At 72.2% G+C, this 17,803-nt stretch carries 14 protein-coding genes; 9 read left to right on the top strand and 5 right to left on the bottom strand.

Going from position 1 to position 17,803, the window contains the following annotated elements; genetic code table 11:
• Positions 1-134 precede the first annotated feature (134 nt).
• On the top strand, positions 135-2,438 hold the full coding sequence (locus AC5RWQ_RS01480) for a HelD family protein (RefSeq protein ID WP_494280920.1): 2,304 nt from the start codon (positions 135-137) through the stop codon (positions 2,436-2,438).
• 105 nt (positions 2,439-2,543) lie between these two features.
• Here the strand turns inward: AC5RWQ_RS01480 and AC5RWQ_RS01475 are convergent, their stop codons facing one another.
• A complete protein-coding gene (locus AC5RWQ_RS01475; protein WP_494280919.1) occupies positions 2,544-2,966 on the bottom strand; it encodes a hypothetical protein in 423 nt (140 codons plus the stop codon).
• Positions 2,967-3,288: 322 nt separating this feature from the next.
• On the opposite strand from AC5RWQ_RS01475, the gene AC5RWQ_RS01470 reads away from it, so the two are divergent.
• Positions 3,289-3,684 carry a hypothetical protein gene (locus tag AC5RWQ_RS01470; protein WP_494280918.1) on the top strand — a complete coding sequence of 132 codons (396 nt, stop codon included), beginning with the start codon at positions 3,289-3,291 and terminating at the stop codon, positions 3,682-3,684.
• 77 nt (positions 3,685-3,761) lie between these two features.
• Here AC5RWQ_RS01470 and AC5RWQ_RS01465 read toward each other — a convergent pair whose 3' ends face one another.
• The 3 genes from AC5RWQ_RS01465 to AC5RWQ_RS01455 form a co-directional block, all read right to left on the bottom strand.
• The gene (locus tag AC5RWQ_RS01465; RefSeq protein WP_494280917.1) at positions 3,762-4,736 is read right to left on the bottom strand and encodes a sporulation protein; all 975 of its coding nucleotides are present in this window, start codon (positions 4,734-4,736) and stop codon (positions 3,762-3,764) included.
• A gap of 131 nt (positions 4,737-4,867) precedes the next feature.
• Positions 4,868-5,644: a DeoR/GlpR family DNA-binding transcription regulator gene (locus AC5RWQ_RS01460; RefSeq protein WP_494280916.1), complete on the bottom strand. Its 777-nt coding sequence runs from the start codon at positions 5,642-5,644 to the stop codon at positions 4,868-4,870.
• Between the two features lie 43 nt (positions 5,645-5,687).
• Complete coding sequence (locus AC5RWQ_RS01455) at positions 5,688-7,730, bottom strand: beta-galactosidase (RefSeq protein ID WP_494280915.1); 2,043 nt, start codon at positions 7,728-7,730, stop codon at positions 5,688-5,690.
• A 271-nt stretch (positions 7,731-8,001) separates the two neighbouring features.
• Here AC5RWQ_RS01455 and AC5RWQ_RS01450 point away from each other — a divergent pair, with 271 nt between their 5' ends.
• From AC5RWQ_RS01450 to AC5RWQ_RS01420, 7 genes are all read left to right on the top strand, one after another.
• On the top strand, positions 8,002-9,330 hold the full coding sequence (locus AC5RWQ_RS01450) for an ABC transporter substrate-binding protein (protein ID WP_494280914.1): 1,329 nt from the start codon (positions 8,002-8,004) through the stop codon (positions 9,328-9,330).
• Between the two features lie 21 nt (positions 9,331-9,351).
• Positions 9,352-10,311, top strand: a complete 960-nt coding sequence (locus AC5RWQ_RS01445; RefSeq protein WP_494280913.1) for a carbohydrate ABC transporter permease — start codon at positions 9,352-9,354, stop codon at positions 10,309-10,311.
• Entirely contained in the window at positions 10,308-11,216 is a 909-nt protein-coding gene (locus tag AC5RWQ_RS01440; RefSeq protein ID WP_494280912.1) for a carbohydrate ABC transporter permease, read from the top strand. Before AC5RWQ_RS01445 ends, AC5RWQ_RS01440 begins: the two co-directional genes overlap by 4 nt.
• Positions 11,213-13,366 (top strand): alpha-galactosidase, encoded by a 2,154-nt coding sequence (locus tag AC5RWQ_RS01435; RefSeq protein WP_494280911.1) that lies wholly within the window; start codon positions 11,213-11,215, stop codon positions 13,364-13,366. Before AC5RWQ_RS01440 ends, AC5RWQ_RS01435 begins: the two co-directional genes overlap by 4 nt.
• A 113-nt stretch (positions 13,367-13,479) precedes the next feature.
• A complete protein-coding gene (locus AC5RWQ_RS01430; RefSeq protein WP_494281146.1) occupies positions 13,480-13,872 on the top strand; it encodes a YciI family protein in 393 nt (130 codons plus the stop codon).
• Positions 13,873-13,875: 3 nt separating this feature from the next.
• Positions 13,876-15,138, top strand: a complete 1,263-nt coding sequence (locus tag AC5RWQ_RS01425; RefSeq protein ID WP_494281145.1) for an RNA polymerase sigma factor — start codon at positions 13,876-13,878, stop codon at positions 15,136-15,138.
• Positions 15,139-15,171: 33 nt separating this feature from the next.
• Positions 15,172-15,975 (top strand): hypothetical protein, encoded by an 804-nt coding sequence (locus AC5RWQ_RS01420; protein ID WP_494280910.1) that lies wholly within the window; start codon positions 15,172-15,174, stop codon positions 15,973-15,975.
• 117 nt (positions 15,976-16,092) lie between these two features.
• On the opposite strand, the gene AC5RWQ_RS01415 is transcribed toward AC5RWQ_RS01420, so the two are convergent.
• Positions 16,093-17,478, bottom strand: a complete 1,386-nt coding sequence (locus AC5RWQ_RS01415) for a cellulase family glycosylhydrolase (RefSeq protein ID WP_494280909.1) — start codon at positions 17,476-17,478, stop codon at positions 16,093-16,095.
• Between the last annotated feature and the right edge of the window lie 325 nt (positions 17,479-17,803).

Genomic DNA, 17,803 nt, shown 5'->3' with positions numbered 1-17,803 from the left:
TGACGTGGTCGCGCCCGGACCGGCAGGCTTGGTGCCGCGGCTCGCCGCGCGGTATCTTCAACAGTTCCTGGGCACAAAAAAGGAATGGCGCTCTCGGCCATTCCCGGTGCAATTCTAATTGACGAGGAGACGGCTTGTCAACGCATTCCGGCGGTCCCGGCGAGCTGCCGCGGCACGACGACGAGATCGGCCGCGAGCAGGAGTACGTCTCGATGCTCTACGGCCGGCTGGACGGGTTGCGTGAGCAGGCCGCCCGCCGGCTCACGCAGGAGCTGCGGACCACCGGCGGCACCCTCCAGGCGCGGTCCCAACGGGACAGCGCCGTACGGATGTACGCCGACCAGGTCGAGCAGTTCTCCGCGGTGGAGAACGGCCTCTGCTTCGGCCGGCTCGACGGCGCCGACGGCGCCCGGCACTACATCGGCCGGATCGGCATCTTCGACACCAGCGGCGACTACGACCCGCTGCTGATGGACTGGCGCGCCCCCGCCGCCCGCCCGTTCTACCTCGCCACCGCCGCCAACCCCCAGGGCGTACGCCGGCGGCGGCACCTGCGGAGCCGGCAGCGCATGGTCACCGGCCTCAACGACGAGACGCTCGACATCGCCACCGCCTCCCCCACCGCCCACGAGGAGCTGACCGGCGAGGCGTCCCTGCTCGCCGCGCTCAACGCTGGCCGCACCGGCCGGATGCGCGACATCGTCGAGACCATCCAGGCCGAGCAGGACCGGATCATCCGGGCCGACCTGCCGGGCGTGCTTGTCGTGCAGGGCGGCCCGGGCACCGGCAAGACCGCGGTCGCGCTGCACCGCGCGGCGTACCTGCTCTACACCCACCGCCAGCAGCTCTCCACCCGTGGCGTGCTGCTGGTCGGTCCGAACGCCACCTTCCTGCGCTACATCTCGCAGGTGCTGCCGGCGCTGGCCGAGACGGGCGTGCTGCTGCGTACCCCCGGGGACCTCTTCCCCGGGGTGAGCGCCGGGCGCGCGGAGCCGGCCGGGACGGCGGCGCTGAAGGGCCGGGCGGTGATGGCCGAGGTGCTGGCCGCCGCGGTCCGCGACCGGCAGTGGGTGCCGGACGAGCCGCTGGAGATCGAACTGCCCCAGGGCGAGATCCTGCGGGTGGAACCGGAGACCGTCCGGGCGGCCCGCGACCGGGTCCGCCACGCCGACCGGCCGCACAACCTGGCCCGGGCGCTCTTCGACATCGAGCTGGTGCACGCGCTCGCCGCGCAGGTCGCCGAGCGGATCGGCGCCGACCCGTTGGGCGGGGAGAACCTGCTGGAGGAGGCGGACCGCGCCGAGATCCGCCGGGAGCTGCGGGAGGAACCCGAGGTCCAGGCCGTGCTCGACCGGCTCTGGCCGGTGCTCACCCCGCAGCGACTCCTGGCCGACCTGTACGCCTCCCCCGACCGGCTCGCCACCGCCGCGCCGATGCTCACCGACGCCGAGCGCGCCCTGCTGCACCGGGAACCGGGCGGCGGATGGACGCCGGCAGACGTGCCGCTGCTCGACGAGGCCGCCGAGCTGCTCGGGGAGGACGAACGGGCCGCCGCCGCCCGCCGCGAACGGATCCGTTCCTTCCAGCGCGAGTACGCCGAGGGCGTGCTGGAGATCGCCCGGGGTTCCCGCTCCATCGACGTGGAGGACGAGGCCGACGGCGGTGAGATCCTCGGCGTCACCGACCTGATCGACGCCGACCGGCTGCTGGAACGGCAGGAGGAGGCCGACCACCTCACCACCGCGCAGCGCGCCGCCGCCGACCGGAGCTGGGCGTTCGGGCACGTCATCGTCGACGAGGCGCAGGAGTTGACCCCGATGGGCTGGCGGCTGCTGATGCGCCGCTGCCCGAGCCGGTCGATGACCATCGTCGGGGACGTCGCACAGACCGGCGCGCTGGCCGGCACGCCGTCCTGGGGCGAGGCGCTGGAGCCGTACGTGGCGCGGCGGTGGCGGCTGGAGGAGCTGACCGTCAGCTACCGCACCCCCGCCGAGATCATGGCGGTCGCCGCCGAGGTGCTCGCCGAGATCGACCCGGCGCTGCGCCCGCCCCGCTCGGTCCGGGAGAGCGGCGAGCCGCCGTGGGACCGGGCGGTGGACGCCGCAACGCTCGCGACAGAGGTGGTCGAGGCGACCACCCGGGAGGCCGCCGCGCTGGACGAGGGCCGGCTCGGCGTGATCGTCCCGGCCGGCCGGGCGGACGAGCTGGCGGCGGCCGTGGTCGCCGCGCTGCCCGAAGCCGCCGTCGGCGAGCAACCGGAGCTGGAGAGCCGGGTGGTGGTGCTGACCGTCGGCCAGGCCAAGGGCCTGGAGTTCGACACCGTCCTGGTGGTGGACCCCGAGGGCATCGTGGCGGAGTCCCCGCGCGGCCGCAGCGACCTCTACGTCGCCCTCACCCGCGCCACCCAGCGCCTCGGCATCCTCCGCCCCACCCCCTGACCGCCGCCGAGCCGGCGACGAGCCGGCAGATGCGGGAAGCAGTGGCCTCCCCGTGCGGGTGAGGCCACTGCTTCCCTGGTCGCGCGCGATCAGCGGGCAACCGGATCAGCCAGGGTTGGCCCGGTCGTTGGTGAAGTTGCCCACCTGGCTGCCGGAGCTGGACTTGTCGCTGGTGGAGCCACCGGCGGGAGTGCTCAGGCCGCCGGTGGTGGCGTCGCCGGTGGTGGTCGGAGCCACCTTGCCAGGGTGTCGCTCGGGCTGTCTGGCCACCCGGCGGGCGCTGGCCGGGCCGGCGGTGCCGCCCGTGGTGGTGATCGCGCCCTGGCCCCGGGTCGGGCCGCCGTCACGCAGCACGTTCGGGTCGATCGGCGCGTCGGCCGGATCGTCCGGGTCCTCCTCCTGGATCACCCGGGTCTCGTCGAAACGCGGCACGGTCACCTCGTCGAGCGCGCCCTCGCCGTACACGCCGGCGGTGAGCCGCTCCTCGGTCTTGCGGGCGGAATCCCGCGTCGGGTTGCTCTCACGCACGTTGATCACCTCGCAGAACTGGCGGTAACCCACCGCCTGCCCGCTGACGGGGACGACAAACCGGCCCGCGCCGGTTCACCGAGCGACCCGGAGCCGCTGATCGGGGTGGCCGTGCGCACGGACTGCGCTGACGTACCCCGCCGGTGGTGCGTCCGCGCGGGGCGTCACCGGCGGACCGATCCGCCGGCGGGTCGGTGTTACCTCCTCGGGGGGGCCGGGTAGACGCAGGGTGCCCCCGCCACAGCAGGCGAACCGCGCCGTGGCCGAACCGCGGTAGCGGGGCGAGGGAATGCAGGTACTCATCAATCCTTGAGGAGGACAGATGAGCACGCAGGCTGCATCGACCAGGCCGATGAACCGGCCTACCCAGAACGCGCCGAACCGGCCGATGGACATGGACGATCGGGCGCGGATGGACGAGATGACCCGTCCGATGCCGATGATGCACGAAGGACGCCGGCAGGAACTGACGGCGCCGGGCACGGAGACCAAGCCGTCGTTCGCGACGACTGAATTCTGGGTCTACGTCGCTGGTGTGATCGGCGTGCTGGCCGCGTCGTACCTGGTCGGCAAGAACTCGGTCGGCGTGGACATCTTCCGCGCCCCGCAGGCCTGGTTCTTCATCACGCTGCTGACCATCGGTTACCTGGGCAGCCGAGGGCTGTCCAAGGCCGGCAGCAACTTCCGCACGGGCGAAGAGCGCAGGGCGCGCCACTGACCCCGACGAGATCAGCTCCTGAGAACGGTGGCCCCCGGGATCATTCCCGGGGGCCACCGTCGTCGGCCGTCAGCGGCTCACTCGAAGTCTCCACCGAAGTCGTCGCCGCCGAAGTCACCCTCGAAGGCGTCCTCGATGATCTCGCCGGCGACGAGGCCACCGGCCATGCCGAGGGCCGCGCCGGCCACCATGCCGCCCATGCCCGCGCCACGGCCGTGGTGCCCCTGCGTCGGGTAGCCGTGGGTCGGCTGGCCGAAGCCGGAGGCGCGCAGCCCGCCGTAGCGGGAGGTGGTCTCCTGCAACCAGCCCTCGACGACGCGGGCCCAGTCGACCCGGTCGGCGTCCGCGTGCGAGACGGCGTACCGGCCGAAGGCGTCGTGCCCGGCGCTGAGGAAGCCGCCGCGCTTGTCGCACTCGAGGATCACCTCGACGCCGTGCGGGCTGGTCACGAAGGTCACCTCGACCTCGTTCACGGTCCGCGCGTACTGCGGCGCGGCGAAGAACTCGATCTCCTGGTAGAAGGGCAGAGTCTGCTGGGTGCCCCGGATGTGGCCGCGCTCCAGGTCGGCGTGCTTGAACCGGAAACCGAGCCGCTGGAAGGCCTCCAGGATCCGCTCGTGCACCGGCAGCGGGTGCACGTTGACCTGGTCCAGGTCGGTCTTGTCGACCGCCCGGGCGATCGCCAGCTCGGTCCGCAGCCCCATCGTCATGCCGTGCAGCCGCTGGCCGTAGACGTCGGTGATCGGGGTCTCCCAGGGCACCGGCAGCTGGAACGGGATCGACAGCTGCTGCTTCGGCGCCAGCTGGAGCGGGCCGCTAACCGCCATCCGCTGGAACTCCATGATGCCGGCGTACTCGGTGTCGCCGCCCTCGATCTCGACCCGGGTGACCAGGGCGACGGTGATCTGCTCGATGCTCGCCGGGGCGTCCCCGCCGACCAGGTTGACCTGGCCGTCCAGGGCCAGGCCCGGACGGGTGTTCGGGTTGGCCAGCACGGTGTCGACGCTGGGCCCACCCACACCGAACGCGCTCAGCATCTTCTTGAAGACCATCGGCACTCCTGCTTCACCCTCGGCGTGCTCCACCGTGGAGCGCGCACGGTCACGCAGGGCACCCTAACCCGCAGCGCTGTGAAGTGCCTGGGAAGCGCGCCGCCCGGCGGTACGTCGCCCCGGCCGCCGGCTCAGTCGGTCTCGACCACGATCAGCTCACCGACCTCCTCCCCGATCTGGCGCCGCCCCTCGGCCGGCAGCTTCCCGTCGGTGATGAGCACGTCGGCCTCGGTGAGGGGGGCGATGGTGGCGATCCCGATGGTCTCCCACTTGGTGTGGTCGGCGAGCACGACCAGCCGCCGGGCAGCGCCGATCAACCGTCGGTTGACCGCGGCCTCCAGCAGGTTCGGCGTGGTGAACCCGGTACGGGGGCTCATCCCGTGCACGCCGAGGAAGAGCAGGTCCACGTTGAGCGCGCCGATCGCCGCCTCGGCCACCGGCCCGGTCAGCGCGTCCGACGGGGTGCGGATGCCACCGGTCAGTACGACCGTCTGGTCGGCGCGCGGGTTCTGGTAGAGCGCGTCGGCCACCGGGATCGAATTGGTCACCACGGTCAGCCCCCGCACGTCGGCGAGCCGGGTGGCCAGCGCGGCGGTGGTGGTGCCGGCGGAGAGCGCGATCGCCATGCCCGGTTCGACCAGGCACGCCGCCCGCTCGGCGATGACGCGCTTCTCGTCCTGCTGGCGGATCGACTTGGCGGCGAAGCCCGGCTCCTCGGCGGAGCCCGGGCCGGCGAGCGTCGCGCCGCCGTGCACCTTGTCGATCAGCCCGCGCTCGGCGAGAACCTCCAGGTCCCGCCGGATGGTCATGTCGGAGACCCCGAACCGGCTGACCAGGTGGCTGACCCGGACGCCACCATGCTGCCGGATCAGCTCCAGGATGGCGCTCTGCCGTTGCTGGGCCAGCATCGGACCTCCCTCTCGGCGGCGGACGGCGAAAACGGTACGCGGATCAGGCCGCTGCTCGCGGCTCGGCGTTCGGGACATGACCGGCCACGGCCGGCTCCTCCCGCACCACGGCCACCCCGCCGGCGCCGACGACGAGATCGCCGGCGCAGCGCGTACCGGTGAGCAGGTCCGCGCCGGTGACGTCGAGCCGGGCGTCGGCGTCGGTGTGGTTGACCACGAAGAGCCAGGACCGGTCCCCGGCGCGGCGGCGGACCACCTCGACCCCGGTCGGGGCGTCCACCGGTGGACGGGCGCCCGCCTCGGCCAGCAGCCGGGCCACCAGCCGGTCGGTGGCCGCCTCGTCGAGCCGGGTGCCGACGTACCAGGCGGTGCCCGCGCCGACCCGGTGCCGGGTCAGGGCGGCCACCCCGGGCAGCGGCCCGTCGGCGTACGAGGCGAGCACCTCGGCCCCCTCCGGGTGCAGCCACTCGGTCCACACGTCGGCGCCGGAGCCGTCGTCGAGGCGCACCCGCTCGCCGGCGCGCAGCGGGAAGAACTCCTCGGTACGGACACCCAGCAGCTCGCGGAACGCGCCCGGGTAGCCGCCGAGGCGGATGTGGTCGTGCTCGTCGACGATGCCGCTGAAGTACGTCACCAGGGCGGTGCCGCCACTGTCGACATACCGGCGCAGCGCCTCGGCATCGGCGTCCCGGACCAGGTAGAGGGTGGGCACCAGGACGAGCTTGTAGCCGGTGAGGTCGGCCGAGGGGTGCACCAGGTCGGCGGTGACACCGGCCCGCCAGAGCGCGCCGTACAGCGCGGTGACCCGGTCGGCGTAGGTCACGTCGACGCTGGGGTGCGAGTCCAGCTCGACCCCCCACCACGCCTCCCAGTCGAAGAGGATCGCCACCTCCGCCTCGACCCGGCTGCCGCGCACCTCGGCGATGGCCTTGAGGTCGGCGCCGAGCTGGCAGACCTCGCGGAACACCTTGGTCTCCGGCCCGGCGTGCGGGACGAGCGCCGAGTGGAACTTCTCGGCGCCGGCCCGGGACGCCCGCCACTGGAAGAAGAGCACCCCGTCGGCGCCGCGGGCCACGTGGGTGAGGCTGTTGCGGCGCAGCTGGCCGGGGGCCTTGGCGACGTTGCGCGGCTGCCAGTTGACGGCGCTGGTGGAGTGCTCCATCAGCAGCCACGGGTCCCCGCCGGCCACTCCGCGGGTGTGGTCGGCGGCGAGCGCCAGGCCCAGGTGTGAGCGGGGGTCCGCGGCGGTCAGGTAGTGGTCGTTGGCGACGACGTCCACGTCCGCGGCCCAGGAGTGGTAGTCGAGGTACTTGATCCCGGTGCCGATCATGAAGTTCGTGGTGACCGGCTGGTGGACCCGCCGCTTGAGCACCTCGCGCTCGGCGCGCAGCTGGGCCCGCTGCTCGTCCGAGGAGAAGCGCAGGAAATCCAGCTGCTGGGTGGGGTTGGCGAAGGTGGGCGCGGTGCGCGGCGGGTTGATTTCGGCCCAGTCGCCGTACCGCTGGCTCCAGAAGGTGGTGCCCCAGGCGTCGTTGAGTGCGGCCAGGTCGCCGTAGCGGTCGCGCAGCCAGCCGCGGAACGCCTCGGCGCTGACGTCGCAGTAGCAGTGCACGTTGTGGCAACCGAGCTCGTTGGAGACGTGCCACATCACCACGGCGGGGTGGTCGGCGTACCGGTCGGCGACGGCCTCGACCAGGGCGAGCGAGCGCTGCCGGAAGACCGGCGAGCTGGGGCAGTACGCCTGCCGGCCGCCGGGCCAGAGCACCGTGCCGTCGGCCCGGCGGGGCAGCGTCTCCGGGTGCCGGTGGGCCAGCCACGGCGGCGGGCTCGCGGTGGCGGTGGCCAGGTCGACGCTGATCCCACCCCGGTGCAGCACGTCGAGGGCGCGGTCGAGCCAGCCGAAGTCGTAGCGGTCGGGGGCCGGTTCGAGCAGGGCCCAGGAGAAGATCCCGACCGAGACCAGGTCGACCCCGGCCCGGCGCATCAGGGCCACGTCCTCGGCCCAGACCTCCTCGGGCCACTGCTCCGGGTTGTAGTCGGCGCCGTAGAAGATTCCGTCGCCCTGCCAGGTGCCGTCCTGTCGCATGGCACCAGAGCGTGCCCCGACGGACGGGCCAAGTCAACACTTTCCAACATCGACAGAATTTCCAACGTTTACCACCGGGATCCCTTGTCAACGCTGCGATACCGATTGGCTTCAGCCCTCTTGACACGGCCGCAGGGAGGGGTAGCTTCAAGCGCCACCGGCACTTTGTGTTTGCGAATGTTTGTTCTCGGTGGATCTATGTGGCTTTCACCGACACCGACCCCCTCACACCCGACGGCCGCAGCGCACCTTCTCATCCGCAGGAGGCACCATGTCCCGTCCCCGTACCGAAGCCGAGTACCTGGCCCGACTCACACCGCCCTCCGTCACCGGCCTCCGGCGACGCTCGCTGCTCGCCGGCACCGCCGGGGCGGGCGCGCTGCTCGGCACCGGCCTCCTCGCCGGCTGCGGCTCCGACTCCGACTCCGGGTCGGACAGCAAGGCGGTGTCGCTCGGCTCGAACCAGTCCGACCCGGTGCCGAAGGGCGTCATCGCCAAGGTCATGGACGGGTTCAAGACCTCGTCCGGCATCCAGGTCGCGATCAACACGGTCGACCACAACACCTTCCAGGAGAACATCAACAACTACCTGCAGGGCAAGCCGGACGACGTGTTCACCTGGTTCTCCGGCTACCGGATGCGGTTCTTCGCGGAGAAGGGCCTGGCCGGTGACGTCAGCGACGTCTGGGGCAAGCTCTCCGGCTTCTCCGACGCGTTCAAGACCGCCTCGACCGGCGACGACGGCAAGCAGTACCTGGTGCCGTCGTCGTACTACCCGTGGGCGCTCTTCTATCGCAAGTCGGTCTGGAAGCAGTACGGCTACCAGGTGCCGACCACGTTGGACCAGCTCAACACGCTCGGCGCGCAGATGAAGAAGGACGGCCTGGCGCCGATCGCCTTCGCCGACAAGGACGGCTGGCCGGCGATGGGCACCTTCGACATCCTCAACCTGCGGATCAACGGCTACCAGTTCCACGTCGACCTGATGGCCGGCAAGGAGGCCTGGACCTCGGACAAGGTGAAGAAGGTTTTCGACACCTGGAACGGGCTGCTGCCGCTGCACCAGCCGGACGCGCTGGGCCGCACCTGGCAGGAGGCCGCGCAGTCGTTGCAGCAGAAGAAGAGCGGCATGTACCTGCTCGGCCTCTTCGTCGCCCAGCAGTTCAGCGCCGCCGAGCAGGACGATCTGGACTTCTTCACCTTCCCGGAGATCGACTCGACGATCGGGGCCAAGGCCCTGGACGCCCCGATCGACGGCTACATGCTGGCCCGCAAGCCGAAGTCCGAGGCCAACGCCAAGAAGCTGCTGGAGTACCTCGGCTCCACCGACGCCGCGAACATCACCGTCAAGAACGACCCGAGCACCCTGGTGGCCAACGGCAAGGCCGACGTCAGCGGCTACACCGCCCTGCAGAAGAAGGCCGCGGAGCTGGTCGGCTCGGCCACCGAGATCGCCCAGTTCCTGGACCGGGACACCCGACCGGACTTCGCCTCCACCGTGGTCATCCCGGCGCTGCAGCAGTTCCTCAAGAACCCGAAGGACGTCAGCGGGCTGCTGACCAGCATCGAGAACCAGAAGAAGTCGATCTTCACCAGCTGACGGCGAGAGGGGAAGGACATCGTGTCCGACCTGCCCCTGATCCAAGCGGATCGCGCCGTGCCGTCGCCGGCCGCGACCACCTCCTCCCGGGGTGGTCGCGGCCGCCGGCTACGGCTCCTGTCCCGCACCGACCGCGTGGTGATCACGCTGATGGTCCTCGTACCGCTGCTGCTGGTGGTCGGCCTGGTCTGGCTGCCGGCGCTGGCCACCGTGGCACTCTCCGGCACCGACTGGGACGGCATCGGCCCGATCAGCGAGATCGACTGGGTCGGCGGAAAGAACTACTCCGACGTGGTGGACATCTACCCGCCGTTCGTGCCGGCGGTGCAGAACAACCTGCTCTGGCTGGCCGCGCTCTTCGTGGTGGCCACCCCGATCGGCATGTTCCTCGCGGTGCTGCTGGACAAGGAGATCCGCGGCAGCCGGTTCTACCAGACCGCGCTCTATCTGCCGGTGGTGCTCTCGCTGGCGCTCATCGGCTTCGTCTGGCAGCTGATCTACTCCCGCGACCAGGGGCTGCTCAACGCGGTGCTCGGCGGCGACACCGACTGGTACGGCGACCCGAACGTCAACATCTGGGCGGTGCTGGTCGCCGCCGGCTGGCGGCACGTCGGCTACATCATGCTGCTGTACCTGGCCGGCCTCAAGGGCGTCGACCCGTCGCTGCGCGAGGCCGCGGCGGTGGACGGCGCCTCCGAGACCAGCACCTTCTTCCGCGTGGTGTTCCCGGTGATGCGACCCATCAACATCATCGTCCTGGTGGTCACCGTGATCGAGTCGCTGCGCGCGTTCGACCTGGTCTGGGTGATCAACAAGGGTCGCAACGGCCTGGAGCTGCTCTCCGCCCTGGTCACCCAGAACGTGGTGGGCGAGGCCAGCCGGATCGGCTTCGGCTCGGCCCTGGCGACGATCATGCTGGTCGTCTCGCTGGTCTTCATCACCCTCTACCTGACCACCGTCATGCGGGAGGACCGGCGATGAGCACCACCCTGACCCGCGAGCCGGCGGCCACCGCCCCGGTCAGCCCGCGCCGGCCGCTCCGGCCGGCCCGGGTGGCCCTGCACCTCTTCCTGGGTGCGATCGCCGTCGGCTGGCTCTTCCCGATCCTCTGGGCGGTGCTGAGCTCGCTGCGGTCGTACGAGTACACGGCCACCAACGGCTACGTCTCCTTCGGCGGCTGGACGTTCGACAACTACGTCACCGCCTGGCAGACGGCCGAGTTCGGCAAGCACTTCCTCAACTCGGTGTACATCACCGTCCCGGCGGTGCTGCTGACGCTCTTCATGGCCTCCTGCGTGGCCTTCGTGATCGCCCGGTTCAGCTGGAAGCTCAACATCGTCCTGCTCGGACTCTTCACGGCGGCGAACCTGCTGCCCCAGCAGGCGCTGCTGATCCCGCTGTTCCGGCTCTTCACCGAGGTGCCGCTGCCGGCGTTCATGAGCGACTCGGAACTGCTCTACGACAGCTACTGGGGGCTGATCCTGGTCAACGTCGCCTTCCAGTGCGGCTTCTGCGTCTTCGTGCTCAGCAACTACATGAAGGCGCTCCCCCGCGACCTGTACGAGGCGGCGATGGTCGACGGGGCGAACATCTGGCGTCAGTACTGGCAGATCACCATGCCGCTGTGCCGGCCGGCCCTGGCCGCGCTGGCCACCCTGGAGGTGACCTGGATCTACAACGAGTTCTTCTGGGCCACCGTGCTGATGCGCACCGGCGACAAGTTCCCGGTGACCAGCTCGCTGAACAACCTGCGCGGCGAGTTCTTCACCGACAACAACCTGGTCTCGGCCGGCTCGGTCCTGGTCGCGATCCCCACCCTGGTGATCTTCTTCCTGCTGCAGAAGCAGTTCGTCCGGGGCCTGACGCTGGGAGCCAGCAAGGGATGAGCGTCGTCCACCTGCGCCGCGGGCGGACCAGCCTGGTGCTGGACGCCCGCGGCCCGGGCCTGCCCCGGGTCGTGCACTGGGGCGCCGACCTCGGCCCGCTGCCGACCGACGACCTGCCCGCGCTGGTGGACGCCACCGTTCCACCCGTCGTGCCGAGCAGCTTCGACGCGCCGACCGTGCTGTCGCTGCTGCCGGAGGCGAGCGCCGGCTGGAGCGGCCGGCCCGGCCTCGGCGGCCACCGCGACGGACGGGACTGGTCCACCGCCTTCCGCCTCGACGGGCTCGACGTCGTCGACGCGGGCGGCGGCCGCGACGTCTCGGAGCTGGGCGCGCGGGTGACCGTGCGGGCGTCGGACCCCGGCGCCGCCCTCGCCCTCACCGTCGAGATCACCCTGCACCCGACCGGGTTGCTGACGCTGCGGCACCGGCTGCGCAACACCGGCGACGCCCCCTACGAGGTGCGCGAGCTGACCCCGGTGCTGCCGGTGCCGGCGGTCGCCACCGAACTGCTCGACCTGACCGGACGCTGGTGCCGGGAACGCGCGCCGCAGCGGCACCCCTGGCCGATGGGCGCCTGGGTCCGCGAGGGCCGGCACGGCCGGACCGGACACGACGCCACCCTGCTGCTGGTGGCCGGCCCGCCCGGCTTCGGCTTCCGGCACGGCGAGGTGTGGGCGGTGCACACCGCGTGGAGCGGCGACCACGTCACGGTCGCCGAGCGCCGCCCCACCGGGGAGTCCACCCTGGGCGGCGGCGAACTGCTCGCCCCCGGCGAGATCCTGCTCGGCCCCGGCGAGGAGTACGCCACTCCCCTGCTGCACGCCGTCCGCTCCGACACCGGGCTGGACGGGCTCAGCGACGTGCTCCACGCCCACCTGCGGGCCCGCCCCGGGCACCCCCGCTCCCCCCGGCCGGTCACCCTCAACGTCTGGGAGGCGGTCTACTTCGACCACGACCTGGCGCGGCTCACCGCGCTCGCCGACCGGGCCGCCGAGGTGGGGGTGGAACGGTTCGTCCTCGACGACGGCTGGTTCCGGGGCCGCCGCCACGACCGGGCCGGCCTGGGCGACTGGCACGTCGACGACGAGGTCTGGCCGGACGGGCTGGGACCGCTGATCGACCACGTGCGCGGGCACGGGATGCAGTTCGGGCTCTGGGTCGAGCCGGAGATGGTCAACCCCGACTCCGACCTGTTCCGCGCCCACCCGGACTGGCTGCTCGCCGCGCCGGGTCGACTGCCCCCCGAGTGGCGGCACCAGCAGGTCCTCGACCTGGCCCACCCCGAGGCGTACGACCACGTGTTCGGCCGGCTCGACGCGCTGCTCACCGAGCATGAGGGCATCGCCTACCTGAAGTGGGACCACAACCGGGACCTGACCGAGGCGGGGCACGCCGGCCGGCCCGGGGTGCACGCGCAGACCCTGGCGGTCTACCGGCTGCTGGACGAGCTGCGCGCCCGGCACCCGCACCTGGAGATCGAGAGCTGCTCCTCCGGCGGCGCCCGGGTCGACCTGGAGATCCTCGGTCGTACCGACCGGGTCTGGGCCAGCGACTGCAACGACGCCCTGGAACGGCTGTCGATCCAGCGCTGGACCGGGCTGCTGCTCCCGCCGGAGCTGGTCGGCACCCACATCGGACCGGAGCGCTCGCACACCACCCACCGGGTGCACGACCTCGGCTTCCGCGCGGTCACCGCGCTCTTCGGCCACCACGGCATCGAGTGGGACATCGGCGCGATCACCCCGGCCGAACTGGCCGAACTGGCCGCCTGGGTGGCGCTGCACAAGCGGCTGCGCCCGCTGCTGCACGCCGGCCGGGTGGTCCGGGTCGACCACCCCGACCCGGCCGTCCAGGCGCACGGCGTGGTCGCCCACGACGGCTCCCACGCGGTGTACGCGGTGTCCCGGGTGGCCACCTCCGCCGCCCAGGTCCCCGGACCGGTCCGGCTGCCCGGCCTCGACCCGTCCCGCCGGTACGCGGTCCGCCCCGCCGAAGGCGTGCCGGAGCCGGCGGTCCTGCAACTCACCGAGCCGGGCTGGCTGCCGCGGGGCGTCACGCTGGCCGGAACCGTGCTCGGCGCGGTGGGGCTGCAACTGCCGGCCCTGCACCCCGAGCAGGCGCTGCTGCTGGAGGTCACCGCGGTCGGTTAGAAATTCTCCGGATTTTTCTCCGGCGGATGTCGAGAACACCGACGGCGGCTTCTACCCGGGGGTGAGAGCACCGAGAATCGGTGCCACAGCGTGAGGAGCGAGCCGTGAAGTACATGCTGCTGATGCAGTTCAGCGCCGCCGGAGCCGACTTCCCGTCGATCGACACCTGGACGCCGGAGGAGATCGCGGCGCACATCGGGTTCATGCGGGAGGTGGACGGGAAGCTCACCGCCGCCGGCGAGCTGGTCCAGGCCGAGGGGCTGGGCGGGCCGCAGCAGGCCCGGATCGTCCGGGCCGGCGAGGGTGGCGCGCCGGTGGTCACCGAGGGGCCGTTCGCCGAGACCAAGGAGTTCCTGGCCGGCTGGTGGATCGTCGACTGCGACACCCCGCAGCGGGCGACCGAGATCGCCGCGTACATCTCCACCGCGCCCGGCCCCGGTGGCCGGCCGCTGCGGATGCCCATCGAGGTGCACCCGGTCATGTCCGCCCCGCCGCAGGAGCTGTGACGCCTGGACACCCCGGAGCGCCCCGTCGAGGACCTGCTGCGCGAGCTGGCGCCGCAGGTCCTCGGCGTGCTCGCCCGCCGGTTCGGTGACTTCGCCGACGCCGAGGACGCGACCCAGGAGGCGCTGCTGGCGGCGGCGACGCAGTGGCCGGTCGAGGGCGTGCCGGAGACCCCGCGCGGCTGGCTGATCCAGGTCGGCCACCGGCGGATGATCGAGCTGGTCCGCTCGGAGGTGGCCCGGCGGCGTCGCGAGGACCTGGCCGGTCGCCGGGAACCGGACGCCCGGTGGGTCGCGCCGGCGGCGGACGAGCCGGCCGCCGACTCCGACGACACCCTGGTGCTGCTCTTCCTCTGCTGCCATCCCACGCTCTCCACCAGCTCCGCGATCGCGTTGACCCTGCGCGCGGTGGGCGGGCTGACCACCGCCGAGATCGCCCGCGCCTTCCTCGTCCCCGAGGCCACCATGGCGCAGCGGATCAGCCGGGCCAAGCAGCGCATCCGCGACTCGGGCGTGCCGTTCCGGATGCCCGAGCAGGCGGAGCGGCAGGCCCGGCTCGCCGTGGTGCTGCACGTGCTCTACCTGGTCTTCACCGAGGGGCACACCGCCAGCGTCGGCGCGGCGCTGCGCCGGGTGGACCTCTCCGAGGAGGCGGTCCGGCTGACCCGGGCGATGCACGCGCTGCTGCCCGACGACAGCGAGGTCGCCGGCCTGCTCGCGCTGATGCTGCTCACCGACGCCCGGGCCGCCGCCCGGACCGGACCGGCCGGCGAGCTGATCTCCCTGGCCGAGCAGGACCGCGGCCGGTGGGACGCCGACTTGATCGCCGAGGGGACCGCGCTGGTCACCCGGGCGATGACCCGGGGACCCGTCGGGCCGTACCAGCTCCAGGCCGCGATCGCGGCGCTGCACGACGAGGCGGCCACCGCGACGGACACCGACTGGCCGCAGATCCTCGCCCTGTACGAGGTGCTGGAGCGGCTCTCCGCCAGCCCGGTGGTCGCGCTCAACCGGGCGGTCGCCACCGCCATGGTGCACGGGCCGGCCGCCGGCCTCGACGCGCTCGCCGCGCTGGACGTCGACGCCCGCCTCGCCGGGCAGCACCGCCTCGACGCGGCCCGGGCCCACCTGTACGAGATGGCCGGCGACCGGGAGCGCGCGGTGGCCCACTACCGGGCGGCGGCCGGGCGGACCAGCAGCCGCCCGGAGCAGCACTACCTGCTGATGCGGGCGGCCCGGCTCGCCGGGACGGACGACGCCGGCCACTGACCGGCGAGCCCCGCCAGGAGCAGAATGGCGCTCGTGGAATCCGGCTCACTGCACCTGGCGGCCCGTCGACACCTGGCCGGACGGTACGCGGAGCTGACCGGCAGGTACGCCGCGCTGCCGAACGACGGCATGGCGTGGGACGGCTTCCGCTACACCCCGGACGCCGTGCAGCTCTTCTCCCGGTACCACGTGGTCGACGCCATCCTGGTGGAGATCGAGCGGCTCGATCCCGACGACCTGCCACCGCCGGACCTGGTCTTCGCCGCGCTGCTGCGGGCCGCCGGGAACGCGCGGTCCGAGCTGACGGAACCGATGGATCGCCGGGGAAAGGCGGCGGCGGCGGACGAGCGGGAACGGTTCGCCTCGGTCGTCCGGGGCTGGCGGTCCGATGCCGTCCCGCCGGCCGATCCGCTCCCCTATCGGCGGGTCCTCGCCCCGGCAGAGGCCGCCGCGCAGCGGGGCCGGCTGGCGCGGCGGTGGGGGGTGCGAGGGCCGTACTGGCACCCGCTGACGGACGAGCCGGTCCCGCCCGGCGTGCTGATCCTGCGCGCGGAGAGCATGTGGGCGGCGGACGGGGTGGCCGCGGTGCGCCGGACGCTGACCGGGCTGGGTCGGGCGCGGGTCACCGAGCTGCGGGAGGACGGCACGGGGCACCGGCTGGCGGTCGAGCTGCTCGACCCGGTCTACGACGGCGCCGAAGGACTGTGGAGCGACGAGCATCTCGACTGGGTCGGTTACGCCTCGCACGAGGCCACGGTGGCCTTCGCCGGCGTCGTCGCCGAGGCGCTGCCCCGGGTCTGGCCGGACTGCGCGGACTGGCTCTGGACCGGCTGGTGACCGGGCCGGGGAGCCCCGACGGCGGGGTTCCCCGGCCTCAGGCGTCACCCCGGTGGTCGTACCCGGAGAGAGGTGGCCGGGTCCGTGCGGACCCGGCCACCGATGCGGCGACGTGCCTCAGCTCGCGGCGCAGCTCACCGCGGGGATCGCATTGGCCCCGTTCCAGCTGGCGATGAAGCCGAAGGTGGTGCTGGCGCCGGCGCCGAGCCGGCCGTTGTAGTCGACGTTGCGGGCGGTGTACGTGGACCCGCTGTTGCTCAGCGTCGTGCTCCAGGACTGGCTGATCGTCTGGCCACCGGTGAACGTCCACGTCGTCGACCAGCCGTTGATGGCCGCCGAACCCGCGGTCACCCTGATCTCACCCTGGAAGCCGCCCTGCCACGAGTTCACGATCGTGTAGCTGGCCGTGCAGCCGCCGCTCGGCGGCGGCGTGGTCGTCGGCGGCGTGGTCGGGCTGGGGCTAGTCGTGGGGCTGGTGGTCGGGCTCGGGCTGCTCGGCGGCGTGGTCGGGGTGGTGCCGGAGTAGACCGAGGCCTCCCGCGCGGTCGCCCTGATGCCGTTGGCGCCGTTGAAGATCCGCTGGCCCCAGCTGGTCAGCCGGTTGGGGTCGAAGGCGGTGGCCATGTCGAGGTACTCGACGCCGCCCCCGTTGCCGCTCCACGACCAGCCCAGGTAGCCGATCCCGTTGGCCTGGCTGTAGGCCATGATGGTGTCCTCGTCCGGGTTGCCGTCCGAGTGGTTGAAGCCGAACTCGCCGACCACGATGGGCAGCCCGGCGCTGCGGAAGCGGCCCAGGTAGTCGGTGATCTCGGCGGCGGTGTCGAAGACGCCGTACATGTGGATGTCGAAGACGGTGTTCTTCGCGGGATCGGCGTTGAAGACCGTGCCGGCGTTGTCACGCATGGTGAACGACCAGTCCTGACCCCAGTTCGGGGCGTCGACCATGATGGTGTGCGCGATGCCGCCGGAACGCAGCCGCTTGACCGCGTTCGCGGTGTCGGTGGCCCAGGAGCCGTAGCCCTGGTTGCCGTACGGCTCGTTGCCGATGTTGAGGATGACGTACTTCTCCTGGCCGGCGAGGGTGCTGGCGATGCTCAGCCAGTAGTCGACGGCCCGGTTCAGGGTGGTCGCCGCGCCGTCCTCGCCGTAGCCGGTGGTGTCGTGCACCTCCAGCACGCAGATGAGCCGGTTGGCCTTGCAGAGCGAGATGACGTTGGCGACGTCGGCGGCGCTGTTCTTCGTCCAGCGGTCGCCGCTGGCGAGGACCACCCGCACGGTGTTGGCGCCGAGGGCCTTGATGTTGGCGAAGGAACTGGTCTGCTGCGGGTACCAGGTGTGCGCGTGGTTGACGCCGCGCATCACGAACTCGGTGCCGTTGGCGTCGTAGAGCTTGCCGTTGGCGACCGAGAAGCCGGCCGCGGCGTGGGCCGGCTGGCCGAAGGCGAAGACGGCGGCGAGGACGGTGAGCAGGGCGACGCCGGCGACGGAGAGTCGCTTCTTCATGGGCTTTTCCTCAGGGACGAACGACCCCGTGCCCTGGCGGGGTCGGCGATGGTGGCGACGGTGTGGCGCGCGGCTGCAGCCCGACAGCCGCCGCCCGGCTCCGTGGCAGCGCAGGCATCAGCCTAGGCCGATGGAACCTGGAAGGCAACCGGTTAAGTTCACCGCCCATCCGCCGGGACGGCCTGCGGCCGCCCACGCCGACCGTGGGCCGCCGCAGGGGCGGTCATCCCCACCACAGGATGTGAACGCCACCGGCCTGAACCGGTTAAGGCCGGACCTTAGGCCGGCATTGAGCGCACGTCAAGGGCCCGGATCCGGCTCGCGC

This window comes from Micromonospora sp. BS32, from assembly GCF_059089345.1.
The sequence above is the reverse complement of the archived record's forward strand: the minus strand, read 5'-3'. Positions and strand labels throughout refer to the sequence as shown.

Bases quoted from the DNA above. Each gene is read 5' to 3' on its own strand.
- AC5RWQ_RS01460 (WP_494280916.1), bottom strand. From the start codon at position 5,644: ATGCTGGCCCAGCAACGGCAGAGCGCCATCCTGGAGCTGATCCGGCAG.
- AC5RWQ_RS01450 (WP_494280914.1), top strand. From the start codon at position 8,002: ATGTCCCGTCCCCGTACCGAAGCCGAGTACCTGGCCCGACTCACACCG.
- AC5RWQ_RS01435 (WP_494280911.1), top strand. From the start codon at position 11,213: ATGAGCGTCGTCCACCTGCGCCGCGGGCGGACCAGCCTGGTGCTGGAC.
- AC5RWQ_RS01430 (WP_494281146.1), top strand. From the start codon at position 13,480: ATGCTGCTGATGCAGTTCAGCGCCGCCGGAGCCGACTTCCCGTCGATC.
- AC5RWQ_RS01440 (WP_494280912.1), top strand. From the start codon at position 10,308: ATGAGCACCACCCTGACCCGCGAGCCGGCGGCCACCGCCCCGGTCAGC.
- AC5RWQ_RS01470 (WP_494280918.1), top strand. From the start codon at position 3,289: ATGAGCACGCAGGCTGCATCGACCAGGCCGATGAACCGGCCTACCCAG.
- AC5RWQ_RS01415 (WP_494280909.1), bottom strand. From the start codon at position 17,478: ATGAAGAAGCGACTCTCCGTCGCCGGCGTCGCCCTGCTCACCGTCCTC.
- AC5RWQ_RS01465 (WP_494280917.1), bottom strand. From the start codon at position 4,736: ATGGTCTTCAAGAAGATGCTGAGCGCGTTCGGTGTGGGTGGGCCCAGC.
- AC5RWQ_RS01455 (WP_494280915.1), bottom strand. From the start codon at position 7,730: ATGCGACAGGACGGCACCTGGCAGGGCGACGGAATCTTCTACGGCGCC.